At 65.0% G+C, this 17,009-nt stretch carries 17 protein-coding genes and 1 riboswitch; of the genes, 9 read left to right on the top strand and 8 right to left on the bottom strand.

Annotation, left to right across the window (positions count from 1 at the left end; all coding sequences use genetic code 11):
- Positions 1 to 186: 186 nt before the first annotated feature.
- The 5 genes from AB3X95_RS05205 to AB3X95_RS05185 form a co-directional block, all read right to left on the bottom strand.
- Positions 187 to 1,785, bottom strand: coding sequence for an L-lactate permease (locus tag AB3X95_RS05205; RefSeq protein ID WP_368621095.1), 1,599 nt, complete (start codon positions 1,783 to 1,785; stop codon positions 187 to 189).
- A gap of 218 nt (positions 1,786 to 2,003) precedes the next feature.
- Entirely contained in the window at positions 2,004 to 2,471 is a 468-nt protein-coding gene (locus AB3X95_RS05200; protein ID WP_368620832.1) for a hypothetical protein, read from the bottom strand.
- A gap of 244 nt (positions 2,472 to 2,715) precedes the next feature.
- Positions 2,716 to 2,940 carry a glycine zipper 2TM domain-containing protein gene (locus tag AB3X95_RS05195; RefSeq protein WP_176368061.1) on the bottom strand — a complete coding sequence of 75 codons (225 nt, stop codon included), beginning with the start codon at positions 2,938 to 2,940 and terminating at the stop codon, positions 2,716 to 2,718.
- Positions 2,941 to 3,090: 150 nt separating this feature from the next.
- Positions 3,091 to 5,022, bottom strand: coding sequence for a phosphomethylpyrimidine synthase ThiC (thiC, locus tag AB3X95_RS05190; RefSeq protein ID WP_368620831.1), 1,932 nt, complete (start codon positions 5,020 to 5,022; stop codon positions 3,091 to 3,093).
- 88 nt (positions 5,023 to 5,110) lie between these two features.
- A riboswitch (TPP riboswitch) is annotated at positions 5,111 to 5,228 on the bottom strand.
- Positions 5,229 to 5,369: 141 nt separating this feature from the next.
- Positions 5,370 to 5,774 carry a GreA/GreB family elongation factor gene (locus AB3X95_RS05185; RefSeq protein WP_176124061.1) on the bottom strand — a complete coding sequence of 135 codons (405 nt, stop codon included), beginning with the start codon at positions 5,772 to 5,774 and terminating at the stop codon, positions 5,370 to 5,372.
- A gap of 589 nt (positions 5,775 to 6,363) precedes the next feature.
- On the opposite strand from AB3X95_RS05185, the gene AB3X95_RS05180 reads away from it, so the two are divergent.
- From AB3X95_RS05180 to AB3X95_RS05155, 6 genes are all read left to right on the top strand, one after another.
- Positions 6,364 to 6,822, top strand: a complete 459-nt coding sequence (locus tag AB3X95_RS05180; RefSeq protein ID WP_176124062.1) for a hypothetical protein — start codon at positions 6,364 to 6,366, stop codon at positions 6,820 to 6,822.
- A 108-nt stretch (positions 6,823 to 6,930) separates the two neighbouring features.
- Complete coding sequence (locus AB3X95_RS05175; RefSeq protein ID WP_368620830.1) at positions 6,931 to 7,800, top strand: DUF1223 domain-containing protein; 870 nt, start codon at positions 6,931 to 6,933, stop codon at positions 7,798 to 7,800.
- Positions 7,801 to 7,849: 49 nt separating this feature from the next.
- Positions 7,850 to 8,500 carry a cytochrome b/b6 domain-containing protein gene (locus AB3X95_RS05170; protein WP_368620829.1) on the top strand — a complete coding sequence of 217 codons (651 nt, stop codon included), beginning with the start codon at positions 7,850 to 7,852 and terminating at the stop codon, positions 8,498 to 8,500.
- A gap of 75 nt (positions 8,501 to 8,575) precedes the next feature.
- Entirely contained in the window at positions 8,576 to 9,379 is an 804-nt protein-coding gene (locus AB3X95_RS05165; protein ID WP_368620828.1) for a molybdopterin-dependent oxidoreductase, read from the top strand.
- Between the two features lie 93 nt (positions 9,380 to 9,472).
- A complete protein-coding gene (locus AB3X95_RS05160; protein WP_176368057.1) occupies positions 9,473 to 9,721 on the top strand; it encodes a pentapeptide MXKDX repeat protein in 249 nt (82 codons plus the stop codon).
- 435 nt (positions 9,722 to 10,156) lie between these two features.
- The gene (locus AB3X95_RS05155; RefSeq protein ID WP_176368056.1) at positions 10,157 to 11,086 is read left to right on the top strand and encodes an EamA family transporter; all 930 of its coding nucleotides are present in this window, start codon (positions 10,157 to 10,159) and stop codon (positions 11,084 to 11,086) included.
- 35 nt (positions 11,087 to 11,121) lie between these two features.
- Here AB3X95_RS05155 and AB3X95_RS05150 read toward each other — a convergent pair whose 3' ends face one another.
- Positions 11,122 to 13,164: an FAD-dependent oxidoreductase gene (locus AB3X95_RS05150; protein WP_368620827.1), complete on the bottom strand. Its 2,043-nt coding sequence runs from the start codon at positions 13,162 to 13,164 to the stop codon at positions 11,122 to 11,124.
- 309 nt (positions 13,165 to 13,473) lie between these two features.
- On the opposite strand from AB3X95_RS05150, the gene AB3X95_RS05145 reads away from it, so the two are divergent.
- Positions 13,474 to 14,274 carry a DUF4397 domain-containing protein gene (locus AB3X95_RS05145; protein ID WP_176108125.1) on the top strand — a complete coding sequence of 267 codons (801 nt, stop codon included), beginning with the start codon at positions 13,474 to 13,476 and terminating at the stop codon, positions 14,272 to 14,274.
- Positions 14,275 to 14,527: 253 nt separating this feature from the next.
- Here AB3X95_RS05145 and AB3X95_RS05140 read toward each other — a convergent pair whose 3' ends face one another.
- Both AB3X95_RS05140 and AB3X95_RS05135 read right to left on the bottom strand, forming a co-directional pair.
- On the bottom strand, positions 14,528 to 14,665 hold the full coding sequence (locus AB3X95_RS05140; protein WP_013089876.1) for an entericidin A/B family lipoprotein: 138 nt from the start codon (positions 14,663 to 14,665) through the stop codon (positions 14,528 to 14,530).
- Positions 14,666 to 14,883: 218 nt separating this feature from the next.
- Entirely contained in the window at positions 14,884 to 16,521 is a 1,638-nt protein-coding gene (locus AB3X95_RS05135) for a sensor histidine kinase (protein ID WP_368620826.1), read from the bottom strand.
- A gap of 40 nt (positions 16,522 to 16,561) precedes the next feature.
- Between AB3X95_RS05135 and AB3X95_RS05130 the strand changes: the two genes are divergently transcribed.
- Together AB3X95_RS05130 and AB3X95_RS05125 are read left to right on the top strand one after the other, a co-directional pair.
- Complete coding sequence (locus AB3X95_RS05130) at positions 16,562 to 16,738, top strand: DUF1328 family protein (RefSeq protein WP_026225929.1); 177 nt, start codon at positions 16,562 to 16,564, stop codon at positions 16,736 to 16,738.
- A gap of 93 nt (positions 16,739 to 16,831) precedes the next feature.
- A complete protein-coding gene (locus tag AB3X95_RS05125; RefSeq protein ID WP_006052455.1) occupies positions 16,832 to 16,993 on the top strand; it encodes a DUF1328 domain-containing protein in 162 nt (53 codons plus the stop codon).
- Positions 16,994 to 17,009: the final 16 nt, after the last annotated feature.

Here is a 17,009-nt window from a genome sequence, read left to right as displayed (position 1 = left end):
GCCGCGTCCGGGTAGGTCGATGCTAAGCGCTGCGAAGGCGCAGGCCAAACGAGCAATTCTCACCGATATGTGAGAAAAATTGCGATGCGGCGGAGCGGGAGCGGGGACGGAATTGCAAACGCGCCCGCGATGCGCGGGCGCCGTCCGAAACAATGTGAATTGCGTTGCGCCGTCAGCGGCGCGAGTTCAGTGCGGAATCATCCATTGCAGGAAGTTCTGCTGCGCCCACACGAGCACGCCGAGCAGCACCGTGAGCAGAATCGAATGCTTGAAGGTCTTGGCGAACACGTCGCCTTCCTTGCCCTTCAAGTCGGTGGTCGCGACGCCGGTCGAAATGTTCTGCGGCGAGATCATTTTGCCCATCACGCCGCCCGACGAGTTGGTCGCCGCCATCAGCACCGGATTCAGATTGAGCTGCTTGGCCGCCACCACCTGCAGATTGCCGAACAGCGCATTGCCCGACGTATCGCTGCCCGACAGGAACACCGCGACCCAGCCGAGGAACGCCGACACGAGCGGAAACACCGGCCCGACCGACGCGACCCCGAGGCCGAGCGTGTAGTTGAGGCCCGAGTAGTTCATCAGATATGCGAGGCCGACGATCGTCGCCACGGTCAGAATCGCGATGCGCGTTTGCACCCACGTGTCGGAGATCGCCTTGCCGAACTCGGCGGGGGAGAGCCGCACGACGAACGCGGTGATGAGCGCCGCGACGAGGATCGCGGTGCCGGTCGCAAGCGGTTGGAAGTCCCAGATCGCGCCGTACGGCGTGTTGTACAGCGTGATGAACACGGCCTTGTCGAGACCCGGCCACGATACCTTGACGTCGCCGATCGTGAAGATCCTCGCGACCGTCCAGACGATCACGACAACCGACACGATGATCCACGGATACCAGCCCTGCACGCCGCTGATTTTGCCGCGCACCTCGTTGATGCGATCGACGTTGATCGCGAATTTCGGATCGGCGACGGGCTTCCAGACCCGCAGGAACGCCACGGTCAGGATCAACGAAACCAGCGAAGACAACACGTCGGTCAGGCTGTAGTTCACGAAGTTCGAGACGACGAACTGGGTCAGCGCGAAGCTCAGGCCCGACACCAGCAGCACCGGCCAGATCCGCAGCATGTTGCGAAAGCCCGCGTACACGCCGATCACATAGAAGGGCAGCAGGACCGCAAAGAACGGCAATTGCCGCCCGACCATCTTGCCGAGCACATCGGACGGCAAATGCGTGACCGCGCCGAGGACCGTGATCGGCACGCCGAGCGCGCCGAACGCGACCGGCGCGGTATTGAAGATCAGCGTGAAGACCAGCGCTTCGAGCGTTGGAAAGCCGAGCATGATCAAGAGTGAGCTCGTGATCGCGACCGGAGTGCCGAAGCCCGAAATGCCCTCGAGCAGCGCGCCGAACGAAAAGCCGACCACGACGAGCACGATGCGCCGGTCGTTCGGCAGGTTGTCGATCATCCACAGGCGGAAGGCCTCGAAGCGTCCCGAGCGCTGCGCGATGTTGTACAGCAGGATCGCGGTGAACACGATCCACATCACTGGCCAGATCGCAAAGACGACGCCGGCCGCGACCGAGTTCAACGCGAGCCCGACCGGAAACTGCCAGACGAAAATCGCTACGATCAAACCGACGATCAATCCCGCGAGCGACGCCTGCCACGCTGGCCTGCGCGCCCAGCCGAGCAGCGCGAGCACGACGATGATCGGCAGCGCGGCGACGATAAACGACGCAAAAAGCGAATTACCGACTGGAGTGAGCAGTTGATGAAACATCATCTCTCCTTCGTTGTTGTGTAATTCGACGCGGGAGATTGCGCATGACGGCGCGTCGCTCTGGCATGGCGGACGCTCGCGAGTGGCCTCGACCAAGCGGCGGCGCCTGATTTAAGCGGGTGCTGCGTGCAACCTTTCAAGAATAGAGCGCCATATCGGCGAGTCAAGCCGGGAAAGTACGGGCGGGTGTGCGCGGTGGCGGGCGAACGAAAGACAGGTCAATGCCAGTGGCCGCCCCAATGGCCCCCCCAGTAGCCACCAATGCCGATCGCAATCGACGGTCCATAGTAGGCGGGATAGCCGTAATAGGCGGGATAAGGATAAGCGGGCGGCGGATAGTAGGCGGGATACACCGGCGGCGCCACATACACGGGTGCGGCGGCTGCATAACCGGGCGGCATGTCCTGCGGCGCGACCTGCATTTGCGCCTGGGCTTGAGGCGTCTGCTGTGGATCGGTGGCCGGTGCGGTTTGGTCCACTGTGGTCGCGGGCGCGGTCGAATAGTACGACGTGTAATAGCCCGCGGGATAGTAGCCGGCGGGGTAATAGCAGCCGGCTAAAAACAGACTGGAGGCGAGCGCGGAAATCGCGGCGGCGGGCCGCGCGAACCTTGCGGAAAAACTGGATGCCTCGCGTGGCGTCGAGAGGCGCACCGCGCGAAGATGGGTGACGACGCGGGACTTCATAACGCGCTCCTCGATGAACCGATGCCGCCTCGCGCGACGTCGTTATGAGGAGCTTACGCTTCTGCCGCGGCAGCGCTGTGGCAAAACCGCAACCGCATATTTCAGTCTATTTCCACGCGCGCCGTCGGGACGAGGGCGCACCGCATTCGCGGCCCTCGTCAGTCCGGTGCGTGGTCGGAATAAATGGTTGGCTGTCCTGTATGAATCGTCAGACGCATCATCGGACGCAACGCTCGCCTGCCGCTCACTTGCCGATCTGGTTACCGATGACACCGCCCACGGCCGCGCCGCCCAACGTCGACAAGCCGCTGCCGCCGATCGCCGCGCCGGCCGCGCCGCCGACACCCGCGCCGATCGCGGTATCGCGTGTGCGTGGGGACATGTCGCCGCATGCCGCGACACCCGCGACGAGCGAAAGCGCGACTGCGACCGTGCCAAGACGAGTACCGAGTTGACGGATCGATTTCATGATGCTGACTCCCTTCGTTGTTGGAAGTAGTTGTTTCTTTCTGTCAGCACACAACGTGCCTGGTCGACGCGGCGGAATAAAAAAAGCCCGCCATGCCGGCGGGCTTCGATACTGCAGGGCGCTACTTCGCGCGCGCGTCGCGCAAGCCGCCTATTGCCGCTGATAAATCTCCGCGCCTTGCTTCATGAATTCGATCGACTTGACTTCCATGCCTTTCTGCAGCGCTTCGTTATCGCTGACGCCCTGTTGCGCGGCGAACTCGCGCACGTCCTGGGTGATCTTCATCGAGCAGAAGTGCGGGCCGCACATCGAGCAGAAATGCGCGACCTTGGCCGAATCCTTCGGCAGCGTCTCGTCGTGGAATTCGCGCGCCTTGTCCGGGTCGAGACCGAGATTGAACTGGTCTTCCCAGCGGAATTCGAAGCGTGCCTTCGACAGCGCGTTGTCGCGTACCTGCGCGCCCGGATGACCCTTCGCGAGGTCCGCTGCGTGCGCCGCGAGCTTGTACGTGATGATGCCGGTCTTCACGTCGTCCTTGTTCGGCAGACCGAGGTGTTCCTTCGGCGTCACGTAGCACAGCATCGCGGTGCCGAACCAGCCGATCATCGCGGCGCCGATGCCCGACGTGATGTGGTCGTAGCCCGGCGCGATGTCGGTGGTCAGCGGCCCGAGCGTGTAGAACGGCGCTTCGTCGCACCAGTCGAGCTGCAGGTCCATGTTCTCCTTGATCAGCTGCATCGGCACATGGCCCGGACCTTCGATCATCACCTGCACGTCGTGCTTCCACGCGATCTGCGTGAGCTCGCCGAGCGTCTTCAGCTCGCCCAGTTGCGCTTCGTCGTTCGCGTCGTAGATCGAGCCGGGACGCAGGCCGTCGCCGAGCGAGAAGGCTACGTCGTAGGCCTTCATGATTTCGCAGATCTCTTCGAAGTGCTCGTACAGGAAGCTTTCCTTGTGATGCGCGAGACACCACTTCGCCATGATCGAGCCGCCGCGCGACACGATGCCGGTCATCCGGTTCGCGGTGAGCGGCACGTATTGCAGACGCACGCCCGCGTGGATCGTGAAGTAGTCGACGCCCTGCTCAGCCTGTTCAATGAGCGTGTCGCGGAAGATTTCCCACGTCAGATCTTCAGCCTTGCCGTTGACCTTTTCGAGCGCCTGGTAGATCGGCACCGTGCCGATCGGCACCGGGCTGTTGCGGATGATCCATTCGCGCGTTTCATGAATGTGCTTGCCGGTCGACAGATCCATCACCGTGTCGCCGCCCCAGCGGATCGCCCACGTCATCTTGTCGACTTCCTCGCCGATGGAGGAGGTCACCGCCGAGTTGCCGATGTTCGCATTGACCTTCACGAGGAAGTTGCGGCCGATGATCATCGGCTCGCTCTCCGGGTGATTGATGTTGTTCGGGATGATCGCGCGGCCGCGCGCGATTTCCTCGCGCACGAATTCCGCGGTGATTTCGGTGAGGCCATTCGGACCGAACGCGCTCGCGCCGAATGCCTGGCCGGGGTGCTGGCGGCCCATCATCGCGGCGAGCTTCGCGCCGTTCGGGCCGCTCGCCTTCAAGGTCTCCAGATACTCGGCACGACGCTGGTTCTCGCGAATCGCGATGTATTCCATTTCCGGCGTGATGATGCCTTGCTTCGCGTAGTGCATCTGCGTCACGTTCTTGCCGGCGATCGCGCGGCGCGGCGTGCGATGCAGACCCGGGAAACGCAGCTGCGCGGTGGCCGGATCGGCGGCGCGCTCGCGGCTGAAGCTGCTCGACAGACCGGTCAGCGGCTCGGTGTCGCCGCGCTCCTCGATCCACGCCTGACGCAGCGCGGGCAGACCCGCGCGGATGTCGATCTTCGCGTCCGGGTCGGAGTAGGGGCCCGACGTGTCGTACACGTAGATCGGCGGATTCTTTTCGCCGCCGAAGCTGTCGGGCGTGTCTGCCTGCGAGATTTCGCGCATCGGCACGCGGATGTCGGGGCGTGAGCCGGTCACGTAGACCTTGCGCGAATTCGGCAGCGGCGCGACGGCGGCCTCGTCCACATGGGCTTCGGCGGAAATAAACTTCGGATTGGCGTTCATGTAAGTCTCCGTACAAAGTGGGGCGGCTAAGCAGGAGACTGAGATGGAAGTGGTCGGAAATCGCTAAGAGGTGAGGCTGTTGAGGCTGGTGCGAGATCCGTACGCTTCCCTGCGCTGGCATTATCCAGATCAGGTTCAAAGGGTATTTCTCACCCACGCAACACGGACCTCCAGCTCCGCGCTACGCAGGACCCCCGCGTTAGCAGCGCACACGATACACCGCCCGCCCGCGGTTTGGCAACCTGTCTGAGTGATTCAAAAAACTGGTCCAGATGAATCCAGACATCTCCTATGCTTATTCCGAGACCGCATCAGACAGGGCAACTTATAGCAATGGAACAGCCGGCTTACAGCGAAAAATCGTCGGCGGCTTCGGGCTGATACAGAATTTTGTCGATCTTGAGCACTTGCTGATCGCCGCTGGGTGGCGTAAAGCTGATGCTCTCGCCGCGGCGCGCGCCGAGCAGCGCGAGGCCAGCCGGCGAGAATACGTTCAGCCGCCCTTGCGCGAAATCGGCGTTGGGCGGATAGACGACGGTCCACGTCATTTGTTCGCCGCTCGCCGAATCGATCAGCGTTGCTTGCGAGTTCATCGTGACGACGTCGGCTGGGATGTCGTGCGAGTCGACGATTACCGCGCGTTCGAGCACATCGTCGAGCATGTGCTGCAGCTTGGGGTTGGCGGCCGCATATTTCTCAAGGCGGGCCACGTCGAGTTCGGTCAGATAGCAGGTTTTGATCTTCTTCATCATCAGGACTCCGATAAGGCGGTGAAGGATGGCCGCGTGCGACGATCCGATGCGGGTGGTCGGCGGATGAGTGCGAATGGGAAAGCCCGGAGCCCGGCGACGCGGCCCCCGGGTATCGGCAGGCTACGTCAGCGAGGGCGCCGGGCGGCGTGAAGCGGGAGCATTCGGGACGTCTCGCCGGTGCCGTGCGGCGCGACGCCCGCGCGCGCGCAGCCGCCTGCGCGGCATGGGCGCAAGCGGGCGAGAGCACGGAAAGTCGGACGACGCAGCGAAGTCACGGGCAAAACGACCAGGTGATGGGAATAGCGAACGGCAGGTTGCCGCGCAGCAAAACGTGAAGCCCGCGACACCAGCGACGAAAGCTTGATGTTAGCACGCTGTCTCGGGCACTTCCGTTGGCGACATCGCGCTCCGTCGATCGGCCGTCTTTGTGCGGTGCCAGAAGAAAGCGACCTGATCCGCATTGCGTTCAAGCCAGTCAAAGGATTGCCGTTAAACAAAGTGCAGCGAAGGCCGCACTCCAGCGAAGCGATTCGCGGGATGGCGCGTGAATGGCGCGACGCGACTCGCGCCGATTGACAGAGAGGTGCACATGAAAGCGGAAACAATGCGGTGGCGAACGTTCGGTCGCACAGCCGCGGTGGTGGCATTGCTTGCCGCGCCGCTGGCGGCGCCGGCGGCATCGACGGTGACGGGCGGCGTGATCCGGTTCGTGGGGATGATCGTCGCACCGCCGCTGCAGATCAGCGCGGATACGGCGCCCACTGGCGTCGCCGTCGATAGCGCGAGCGTGGCCGGTCAGCGCTTCTCGCGCACGGTGACGTTCAGCGCGCCGCCGGGCGTCGTCAGCGGGGCCGATGTCGCGCTCGAAGTGAACGGCGGCACGCAGTCGCGCGATCTGGTAGCAGCGAGTTTCGTCGATGGCACGGGGCACGGCGTGCTGGCCCGCGACGGCCACTACGCGGTCGATCGCGCGGGCGGCGTGCTCTCGCTGAACGCGCGGCGCACCGATACGGACACGCGCGTGACGGTAGTGGTCAGTTACGACTGAGTCGCGGCGAGCCTTGGCTCGCTACCCATGCCGGAAAAAAATTAAAAGAGGCTTGTCATAACCGGCCGCGCGGTTCGACAAACGTGCAGATTACGATCGGAGCACGTCATGTCGACCGCGCACAATCGCTCGCTAGTTCAGCGCTTTACGAGTTTTTCCAAGCCCGCCGCCGGCCTCGCGCTCGTTGTGCTGAGCGCTTCGGGCATCCGCGCGGCCGATGCGGTCGCGGCCGGGCCCCAATGCGCGACGCACAGCCCCGCGCACCGCCTCGCGCTCGTCGAGCTGTACAGCAGCGAGGGCTGCGATAGCTGCCCGCCCGCCGACCGCTGGCTCGGTCAATGGAAAAGCAACGGCGCCGCCCACGGCATCGTGCCGCTCGCACTGCACGTCGACTACTGGAACAGCCTCGGCTGGAGCGACCGGTTTTCCCAGCATCGCTTCACCGAACGTCAGGAGACGCTGATGCATCTCGCGGGCGGACACACGATCTATACGCCGGAAGTGTTCGTCGCGGGCCGCGAGCTGCGCGACTGGTCGCAACGCGACAGTTTCGAGCGCCGCCTCGATGAGCTCGTCGCGGAACCCGCGCAGGCCAATGTCGCGCTCGAGCTGAGTCCGCGTGCGCCCGGTGCGTTCGATGTCGATGCGCAGTTCAGCACGATGGCCGCGGCCGCCACGGGTCCGTTGAGCGCTTATCTCGCGGTCTACGAGAACGCGCTGACGACGCAGGTCGGCGCGGGCGAAAACCGCGGCGCGACGCTGCATCACGAACGGGTCGTGCGCGCGTGGTTCGGGCCCGTGCCACTCGTCGCCGGTCACGCGCGGATTCGTCAGGACATCGATCTACGCGAAGCGAGCGTCGACGCGAAAGCCGATCCGATCGACAACGCCGCCGACCGCTTCGGCGTGGTCGCGTTCGTCGAAAGCGACGCGAGCGGCGACGTGCTGCAAGCGGCCGATCTTCCCGCGTGCCGTTGATCGACATCGCACGCGCCGCATTCTCTACCACAGCCCGAGGAGAGCCGCCATGTCCACACCCACACCGCACGTGTTGCGCCCCGGCGCACCCTCCGCGCCAGCCGCACCCAAGCGCGGCGTCATTCACCCGCTGTGGCTGCGCATCACGCATTGGCTGAATGCGTTCGCCGCGATCGTGATGATGCTGTCGGGCTGGCGCATCTACGACGCGTCGCCGATCTTTCCGGCGTTCAGCTTTCCGACCGCGATCACACTGGGCGGCTGGCTCGGCGGCGCGCTGCAATGGCACTTCGCCGCGATGTGGCTGCTGGCGTTCAACGGCCTCGTGTATATCGCGCTGAATCTCGCAAGCGGGCGGTTCGTGCGCAAGTTCCTGCCGCTGACGCCGCGCGCGGTGCTGCGCGATTTCATCGCCGCGTTGCGCGGGAAGCTGTCGCACGACGATCTGCGCGTCTACAACGCGGTGCAGAAGTTCGCCTACCTGTTCGCGATCGCCGATCTGATCGTGCTGGTGCTCTCGGGGCTCGCGATCTGGAAGTCGGTGCAGTTTCCACTGCTGCGTGAACTGATGGGCGGCTACGACAACGCGCGCGTCGTGCACTTCACCGCGATGTCGCTGCTGGCCGCGTTTCTTGCGGTGCATCTGGCGATGGTCGCGCTCGTGCCGCGGTCGTTGCTCGCGATGCTGCGCGGACGTTGAGCCGCGGCTGCTGACAGCCACGCTGATTTTCACTCTCATCGACGCGCAACGCGAACCCCCTACGGATACCGAATCATGAACAAGCCGATCGACAAACCAGCAGACCAACCCACGCAGCGTGTTGGCCACACGCTCGACCGCGCATCGATCCTGCTCGATGCGAGGCGCGAACTGGCGATGCCGTCGCGACGTCTGTTCGGCAAGCAGCTATTGACGCTCGGCGGTCTATCGATGCTGACCGGCTGCTCGCTGACCGACGACGCTTCCGTGAACCGCTTCCTCACCGCCGTGTCGCGGCTGAACGATCGCGCGCAGGCCGCGCTGTTCGATCCGAAGCAGCTAGCGCCGACCTACACGGAAGCGCAGATCACGCGACCGTTTCCCTTCAACGCGTACTACGGCATCGACGACGTGCCGCACGTCGACGGCTCCGATTATCAGCTGACGCTGAGCGGGCTCGTGACCGGCAAGCGCGTGTGGACGCTGCCCGAACTGTACGCGCTGCCGCATGCCGAGCAGATCACGCGGCATATCTGCGTCGAAGGCTGGAGCGCGATCGGCCGCTGGGGCGGCACGCCATTCGGGGATTTTCTGCGGCGTGTCGGCGCGGATACGACGGCGAAGTACGTCGGCTTCAAATGCGCGGACGACTACTACGAAAGCATCGACATGCCGACCGCATTGCATCCGCAAACGCTGCTGACGTTTTCTTACGACGGCGAGCGACTACCCGCGAAATACGGCTACCCGATGAAGCTGCGCATGCCGACCAAGCTCGGCTACAAGAATCCGAAGCACATCGTCGAGATATTCGTCACCAACACGTATCCCGGCGGCTATTGGGTCGACCAGGGCTACAACTGGTTCGGAGGCTCCTGACGCATGCGGGCGCACGCGCGCTTGCGGCAGCGGCTTCGGAAGCACGCCGGCACGGGCCGGTTTCGATTCATCCACCACCAACGGAGTCATCCCATGAAGAAGATTGCAGTCACCACGATCGCACTGCTGATGCTGGCAAGCGGCGGCGCCGCATTCGCGCAGGCGAGCGGCGCGATGTCGAACGATGCAATGTCGAAAGACGCGATGTCGAAAGATTCGATGTCCAAAGACAGCATGTCGAAGGACGGCATGAAAAAGGACGCGTCGAAACACGATTCGATGAAAAAGGGCGGCGGCGCGATGGGCATGAAGCACGAGGCGTCGGGCGCGATGGGCAACTGAGTCCGCGTGCGGGGTGCTTAGCGATCCTGCCGATGCGTGGAGCATCGAACGGATTCGACGCTGAATGGAAGCCGGGGATGCGTCCCCGGCTTTTCTGTTGCAGGAAACCAAAAAGTTACGATTCTGTCGCGCGGCGCACTCGGCGCTTACTGCATAATGCGTTGCGCGCCGCGGCTTGCGCCCGCGGCGTCGCCGCGCATCGCGGCCGCGTTGCATCGCGTCGTTTTGACCGATTCCGCAGCCACAGCCGTTTCTGGCGCTTCCTGCGCCGCCCATCGTCTTACTGTTCCACCGACATGTCCGCCAGCCTCACCCGTCAGACCGCATCGCCGATGCGGTGTCCGCCATCCCGCCCGAAAGGCATCGACGCAGGCGCGGCGCCTCGCGGGCATCGAGCGCAGCGCGCGGGTCGAGTGGCGACGGCGGGCTGAACGCATGTCGCTGCAACGCTCGGTTTTTTCTCCGTCTGGCTGGCCGCTGCGTCTGCCGCAGTCGCGCAAAGGGCGGGTCGCGCTCGCGCTTGCCGTCGTTTATCTGGTGTGGGGCTCGACCTATCTCGCCGTGCACGTCGCGCTCGGCTCGTTCCCGCCGCTGCTGATGTCGGGCTTGCGCAACCTGTTCGCCGGCATCGGTCTGTTCGTGTTCGCCGCGCGCCGCAAGCCGGTCTGGCCGAGCGTCGCCGAAATTCGCAACGCGGGCCTCGTCGGCACGATGCTGGTGGGTCTGTCGAGCGGCATGCTCGCGTACGGCATGCGCACGGTCGGCACCGGCACCGCGGCCGTGATGGTCGCGACCGTGCCGCTGTTCGCGACCGTGATCGCGGCCGTCGCCGGACAGAAGATCGGCCGCGGCGAATGGTTCGCGGTCGGGCTCGGGCTCGCCGGCATCGTAATTCTGAGTCACGGCGACAGCACGCCGGGCTCGGTGGGAGGCAGTCTCGCGATTCTGTGCGGCGCGCTGTTCTGGGCCGGCGGCGCGCATCTGGCCGGGGTGTTGAAGCTGCCGTCGGACCTGTTTCTATCGACCTCGCTGCAGATCGGCCTCGGCGGCGCGATCTCGACGCTGGTCGCGTGGGCGGCGGGCGAGCGGATGCTCGAGCTGCATTTCCTGCCGCTCGTCGCGTTCCTGTATCTGATGCTGATCGGCACGATGGCCGCGTTCGTCGCGTACGGTTATCTGATTCGCCACACGAGCCCGATCATCGCGAGCAGCTGCATGTACGTGAATCCGATCGTCGCGGTTGCATTGGGTGCGCTGCTGCTCGGCGAGCCGGTCACACGCTCGACGGTGATCGCGACGATCGTGATCCTGAGCAGCGTCGGCTTGTCGTTCTGGTTCGATTACCAGAAGAAGGGCAGCGCCTGAGCGCGGTCGGTTCTCGTCGAACCGCGCCGCCGTTGTCAAAGCGCCGCCGCCAGCTCCGCGCCCTCGCGGATCGCGCGCTTCGCATCGAGCTCGGTGGCGAGCTTCGCGCCGCCGATTACATGAAAACGCGGGCCGCCGCTGCCGTGCTTGCCATCGACGGTCGACGGCAACAGCTCGCGCAACGACTCCTGCCCCGCGCACACGACGATCGTATCGACGTCGAGCCATTCGTCGGCACCGTCTCGCGCGATCCTCAGACCGCGCGCGCTGATCTCCCGATACTCGACGCCGCCTAGCATCTGCACGCCGTTCCTCGCGAGCGCCGCGCGATGCACCCAGCCCGACGTCTTGCCGAGCCCCGCGCCGAGCTTGCCGGCCTTGCGCTGCAATAGCCAGATCTGCCGCGCCGGTTGCGCGGCAACGGGCGGCTTCAGGCCGCCGCGCTCGCGCACCGCGAGGTCGACGCCCCATTCGTCGAGCCACGTATCGCGCGGCACCGGCAGCGGCTCGCCCGCGCGATGCAGCAGAAACTCGCTGACGTCGAAGCCGATCCCGCCCGCGCCTATCACCGCGACGCGCGCGCCGACCGGCGCACCGTGCAGCACGTCCACATACGACAGCACGTTGGACCCGTCGATGCCGGCAATCGCCGGCCGCCGCGGCACGATGCCGGTCGCGACGATCACGTCGTCGTAGGCGCCCGCGGCGAGCAGCGCGGCATCGACGCGCGTGCCGAGCCGCACCTCGACGCGATGGCGTTGCAACTGGCTGCGGAAGTAGCGGATGGTTTCGCTGAACTCTTCCTTGCCCGGCACGCGCATCGCGAGATTGAACTGGCCGCCGAGCGTGTCGCTGGCCTCGAACAGCGTCACGCGATGCCCGCGCGAGGCCGCCACCGTCGCGGCCGACAGCCCGGCCGGCCCGGCGCCGACCACGGCGATCGAGCGCGCCTGTCGCGCGCTCGCTAGCGGCCGGTAGACGAGCTCGGTTTCGCGTCCCGCGCGCGGATTGACGAGGCAGCTCGCGCGCTGATTCCTGAACGTGTGATCGAGGCAGGCCTGATTGCACGCGATGCAGGTGTTGATTTCGTGCGCGCGGTTCTCGGCGGTCTTCAGCACGAAGTCGGGATCGGCGAGCAGCGGCCGCGCCATCGACACGAGATCCGCGGAGCCGTCGGCGATCAGCGCTTCAGCCACCTCGGGGGTGTTGATACGATTCGACGCGATCACCGGCACGTTGACGGATGCCTTCAGGCGCGCGGTCAGCGAGGCGAACGCCGCGCGCGGCACCGAGGTCACGATGGTCGGCACGCGCGCCTCGTGCCAGCCGATGCCGGTGTTGAAGATCGTCACGCCGGCCGCTTCGAGCGCCTGCGCGACCTGCACGGTTTCCTCCCACGTATTGCCGCCCTCGACCAGATCGATCAGCGACAGCCGGTACACGACGATGAAGCGCTCGCCGCATTCGGCACGCACCCGCTCGACGATCTCACAGGCGAGCCGCATGCGATTCTCGATGCTGCCGCCGTATCGATCGGTGCGCCGGTTCGTGCGCGGGCACAGGAACTGGTTCAGCAGATAGCCTTCGCTGCCCATGATCTCGACGCCGTCGTAGCCCGCGCGTTGCGCGAGCCGCGCGCAGCGCGCGTAGTCGCGCACGGTTCGGTCGATGCCGGCGAGCGTCAGCGCGCGCGGCTTGAACTTCGAGATCGGCGATTTCAACGCCGACGCCGACACCGCGAACGGCTGATAGCCATAACGGCCCGCATGCAGGATCTGCAGCGCGATCTTGCCGCCCTCCGCGTGCACGGCCTCGGTCACGAGCCGGTGATTGCGCAGATCGAACACCGAGTTGAGCGTGCCGCCGAACGGCAGCAGCCAGCCCTCGCGATTCGGCGAAATGCCGCCCGTGATGATCAGGCCGACGCCGCCTTTCGCGCGCTCCCGGAAGTACGCGGCCAGTTGCGGGTAATGCCAGAAGCGGTCTTCCATGCCCGTGTGCATCGAGCCCATCACGACGCGGTTGGACAGGCGTGTGAAGCCCAGGTCGAGATCGGCGAGTAAGTGTTGGTAAGACATGCAGGGACCGTGTAAGTGGGGGGGCCGCACGAACGATACACCGCGCGCCGGACCAGACCGCCGAGGAAAAATTCTAAATCGCGGCAATCCATTGATTCGCAAGACCTGGGTCGGTTGTCTCATGCCAGCTATTTGGGGCACGGCACACCCATTGCTGATTTTGAGCGTCCATCGACACGGACGCGCCACCGACAAAACCAGCGCGCCGTGCGGCACGGATGGGAGGAGGGCGACCGCGAGGCTTGCCGCGGCCGCCCGCGTATCAATGGGCGATGAGCGTCAAGCCCTATATCGAGACAGGTGAACACAATGAAAATTATCCGAATCATGGTGGCGGTCGTTGCGGCCGCGGCGGTACTGAGCGCGTGCGGCGGCGGTGGTGATGGCAGCGATGCGGGCAAGACGCTGGGGTTGACCAATCCCGAGATCCATTTCGTTCACGCGCTTCCGGGTGGCCCCGCGGTCGACTTCCTTGTCAATGGCAGCGCGCCTTCCGGACAGACCAACATCTCGTATAAAGGCGTGACCAACCTCACTAATATCGACACGGGCCCGACGACCGTCGCGTATGCGGCGACCGGCACGAAGAACGCGCTCGCGAGCGGCAGCTTCCCCGATGTCGCGAAGGGCCACGTGTACACGGTGCTCGCGTTGCCGGGGCTGTCGGCGCCCGACATCGGCCTGATCGACGATCCGTTCGACAAGGGCCTGCTGACCAACGACGCGCGCGTGCGCGGCTTCAATGCGTCGGCGAACGCGCCGGACCTCGACCTCTACCTCGTGCAGGCCACCGCCACCAGCATCACCAACGTGTCGCCGACGCTCGCCGGCGTGTCGTTCAAGAACGCGGTGCCGGCGAGCGGGCAGGATTCGATCTACGTGTCGGGTGGCCAGTACGTGCTGATCGCGACGGTGGCCGGCAGCAAGACGCCGATCTTCCAGTCGAACTCGTTCTCGCTGGCGAACAACGCCGACTGGCTGATCACCTCGGTGCCGATCGCGGGCGTGTTGAGCCAACTGGCGCCTGGGCAGATTCATCTGCTGATCGTACAGAACGGCAATACGAGCACGCCGAGCGTGGAGCTGTCGAATACGTTGACCGGGCAATGACGAGGGCCGCCGATCACCGGATGAGCCTCGCTCGGCGCGAGCGTCGATGAACCGCTTGCGCCAGCCGGACAATCAAGGACTCCGGATGGTCGGAAAGTGGGGAGGACGGCACGGCGATCCACGACAGTGGGTCGCCGTTCTGTTTGATGACGCTCTGAAAACGCGTCGCGCCGCGTAGCAAACCAACATGCACAAAAAAGCCCGCCGCGGCATCCCGCGACGGGCTCTGCAAAACCTGCTGCCATGTGCCGGCTTATTTTGCCTTTTCCGCCTCGTTCGTGATGGCGTGGCCGCCCTTCGAAATGTCCTGGCCGGCGCCCGCCATCGTGTTGCAACCCGTGACGAGCATGGCGGTTCCTGCGAGCACAAGCAAAGCGATCAGTCGAGTCATGAAACTTCTCCTTGTCGAGAATGCATCGGTTGATGTCGTCCGACCGGGGCCATGCCAGTCGATCAGGTTTCGATCCGGTTTCGAACCGGCCTGATTGCATGGTAAAAAAAGGGTGGGGGCGGCGCTGTCGGCCGTGCCGCGATTTTGTTGTAGGCGTGCTCCGGTGTTTGCGTCGGCGCACTCCTACAACGGCTTTGCGGTGCCACGGCCAGCACGCGTCAGACGGGGCTTTGCGACGAAGTGGTCGGTGTGGCCGGCGACGCCGGCGGCTGATCGATCGAAGGCGTCGCCGTGCTTGCGCTCGGCATCACGACGTCGATTTCGGTGCCGTTTTGCGCGCCACGGCGGATGTCGAAGCGTCCGCCATGCGCGGCCACGCGCTGGCGCATGCCGAGCAGGCCATGCGTATGCGTGCGTTTCAGATCGGCCGGCATGATGCCGACGCCGTTGTCCGCGATATGCAGCGCGACCTCGCCATCGCCGACCCGCAGCGCGATGCCGACCTTCGAGGCCCGCGCGTACTTGGCGGCGTTCGTCAGCGACTCCTGCGCGACCCGAAAGAGCGCGATCTCGGTCTGTTCGTCGAGCTGGACATCGTCGGCGGGCAGGTGCAGTTCGAGCGTCCAGTTGTTGCGCTGCGCGGCTTCGTCGGCGAGCGTGCGCAGCGCGGTGACGAGCCCGAAATTGGCGAGTACGGTCGGCCGCATGTCCTCGATGATGCGCCGCTTCAACGCGATACCCTGGTCGAGATTGGCGAGCGCGCGCTGCAGCTTGTCGGCGATGTCCGGCTCGCTATCCTTCAGCTTGCGGCGCGCCCACGCGACGTCCATCCGGCATGCGGTCAGAATCGCGCCGAGCTCGTCGTGCAGCTCGCGTGCGAGCTGGGTCTTTTCGTTTTCGCTGACCGCCTGCAGATGCCAGCCGAGCGCTTCGAGCTGGCGCGTGCGCTCGCCCACCAGCTGGTCGAGTTCCTCCTGCTGCGTAATCAGCTGACGCTGCGCGCGCGCCTGCCGGTCGATCTGGATGCCGAGATTGCGAAACAGCAGAATGAACAGCACGATGTTCAGCGCCGACAGCCCCGCCGCGCACAGCGTCGACAGCCGCTGATCGGCGCGGCTAGCGGCCAGCGCGTGCTGCGCGCGGCGCTCCTCGTTGTCGCGCAGCAGCGTGAGCGTGCTGTCGATCAACGACGCGTCCGCCGGACTGACGTCGCTCGCGGGCCCGCATCCGCCGAGTTCGAGCGGATGCGGCGCCGCGTGCTGCATCGCGGCGGCGCCCGCGCCGATGCGCGCGTCGATCAGCGCGAGAATCTGCGTAAAGCTCGCGAGCTCCGCGCTGTCCGCGCGGCCGCCGCGATAGAAGTGGTCCAACTGCCGGGTGGTCTCGCGAATGCGCGCGGCGCTCGCGCAGAACGCTTGGGCGGATGCGTCGTCCTTCGTCAGAAGAAACTGGTTTTGTTGTGCGCTGAGGCGCGACAGGTCGCTCGCGAGCGTGCTCAGTTGCACGGTGACGTCGCGCGCTTCGAGCGCGGTCTCGTACTCGGCGGCGATGCGCTGACGCGCGCTCTCCAGAATCACGAGGCCGCCCACCGTGATCACGATCGCGACCGTCATCGCGATCGCCCAGCTGCGCCTGCGCATCCAGTCGGCGAGCCGCGCCGTGGCGCGCGCGCCAGGCTGTTCCGGCGGGTTCTGCAGATTCGACACTTGCTGCTCCGGAAAGAGGGCATCGACTCGGGCGTCGACTTCGGCATCGAGCGAAGCCGCGCGTAACGTCGTCGTAATCCAATGTAAGCGGATTCTCACACGAAAAACGGCGAGCGTCGGAATGCGCGCGGCGCCGCGCATCGATAGCATGGACCCGATCGTTCATTCAATGTTTCGGGAGAAAACCATCATGCTGAAGTGGGCGCTGTTCTTCGCGATCGTCGCGGTGATCGCGGGTCTTCTCGGCTTCACCGGCATTGCGGCCGGCGCGGCGGCGATCGCGAAGTTCCTGTTCTTCGTGTTTGTCGTGCTGTGCGTGGTGTTCCTCGTGCTCGGCTTCGTCGTGACGAAGAAAACGATCGATTAGCGCGGCCATCGCAGTGGCGGCAAGCCGCGCCTTCATAGCAGGCGAGGGGTTTGCTGGTAGTCGATTGCAGGGCCAACAAAAGGGAGAAATGCCATGCTTCACTATGCCATCGTCTTCTTCGTGATCGCGATCATCGCGGCGGTGTTCGGCTTTACCGGCATCGCGGCCGGCGCGGCCGAAATCGCGAAGATCCTGTTCTACATCTTCCTCGTCGTGTTCGTGGTCACGTTGCTGCTCGGCGTGTTTCGAACCTAGCCACGCGAGCCCTGGA

The sequence above is a fragment of the Paraburkholderia sp. BR13444 genome, assembly GCF_040948755.1.
In the GTDB taxonomy this organism is placed as follows: domain Bacteria; phylum Pseudomonadota; class Gammaproteobacteria; order Burkholderiales; family Burkholderiaceae; genus Paraburkholderia; species Paraburkholderia youngii.
Note: the sequence above shows the minus strand (reverse complement) of the source record. Positions and strands in the feature narration are given on the sequence as shown.

Excerpts from the sequence above, each read along its gene's own strand:
- AB3X95_RS05135 (WP_368620826.1), bottom strand. The coding sequence starts at position 16,521 with ATGCTATCGATGCGCGGCGCCGCGCGCATTCCGACGCTCGCCGTTTTT.
- AB3X95_RS05175 (WP_368620830.1), top strand. The coding sequence starts at position 6,931 with ATGTCGACCGCGCACAATCGCTCGCTAGTTCAGCGCTTTACGAGTTTT.
- AB3X95_RS05195 (WP_176368061.1), bottom strand. The coding sequence starts at position 2,940 with ATGAAATCGATCCGTCAACTCGGTACTCGTCTTGGCACGGTCGCAGTC.
- AB3X95_RS05125 (WP_006052455.1), top strand. The coding sequence starts at position 16,832 with ATGCTTCACTATGCCATCGTCTTCTTCGTGATCGCGATCATCGCGGCG.
- AB3X95_RS05150 (WP_368620827.1), bottom strand. The coding sequence starts at position 13,164 with ATGTCTTACCAACACTTACTCGCCGATCTCGACCTGGGCTTCACACGC.
- AB3X95_RS05200 (WP_368620832.1), bottom strand. The coding sequence starts at position 2,471 with ATGAAGTCCCGCGTCGTCACCCATCTTCGCGCGGTGCGCCTCTCGACG.
- AB3X95_RS05140 (WP_013089876.1), bottom strand. The coding sequence starts at position 14,665 with ATGACTCGACTGATCGCTTTGCTTGTGCTCGCAGGAACCGCCATGCTC.
- AB3X95_RS05170 (WP_368620829.1), top strand. The coding sequence starts at position 7,850 with ATGTCCACACCCACACCGCACGTGTTGCGCCCCGGCGCACCCTCCGCG.
- thiC (WP_368620831.1), bottom strand. The coding sequence starts at position 5,022 with ATGAACGCCAATCCGAAGTTTATTTCCGCCGAAGCCCATGTGGACGAG.
- AB3X95_RS05155 (WP_176368056.1), top strand. The coding sequence starts at position 10,157 with ATGTCGCTGCAACGCTCGGTTTTTTCTCCGTCTGGCTGGCCGCTGCGT.
- AB3X95_RS05130 (WP_026225929.1), top strand. The coding sequence starts at position 16,562 with ATGCTGAAGTGGGCGCTGTTCTTCGCGATCGTCGCGGTGATCGCGGGT.
- AB3X95_RS05160 (WP_176368057.1), top strand. The coding sequence starts at position 9,473 with ATGAAGAAGATTGCAGTCACCACGATCGCACTGCTGATGCTGGCAAGC.
- AB3X95_RS05205 (WP_368621095.1), bottom strand. The coding sequence starts at position 1,785 with ATGTTTCATCAACTGCTCACTCCAGTCGGTAATTCGCTTTTTGCGTCG.
- AB3X95_RS05145 (WP_176108125.1), top strand. The coding sequence starts at position 13,474 with ATGAAAATTATCCGAATCATGGTGGCGGTCGTTGCGGCCGCGGCGGTA.
- AB3X95_RS05180 (WP_176124062.1), top strand. The coding sequence starts at position 6,364 with ATGAAAGCGGAAACAATGCGGTGGCGAACGTTCGGTCGCACAGCCGCG.
- AB3X95_RS05165 (WP_368620828.1), top strand. The coding sequence starts at position 8,576 with ATGAACAAGCCGATCGACAAACCAGCAGACCAACCCACGCAGCGTGTT.
- AB3X95_RS05185 (WP_176124061.1), bottom strand. The coding sequence starts at position 5,774 with ATGATGAAGAAGATCAAAACCTGCTATCTGACCGAACTCGACGTGGCC.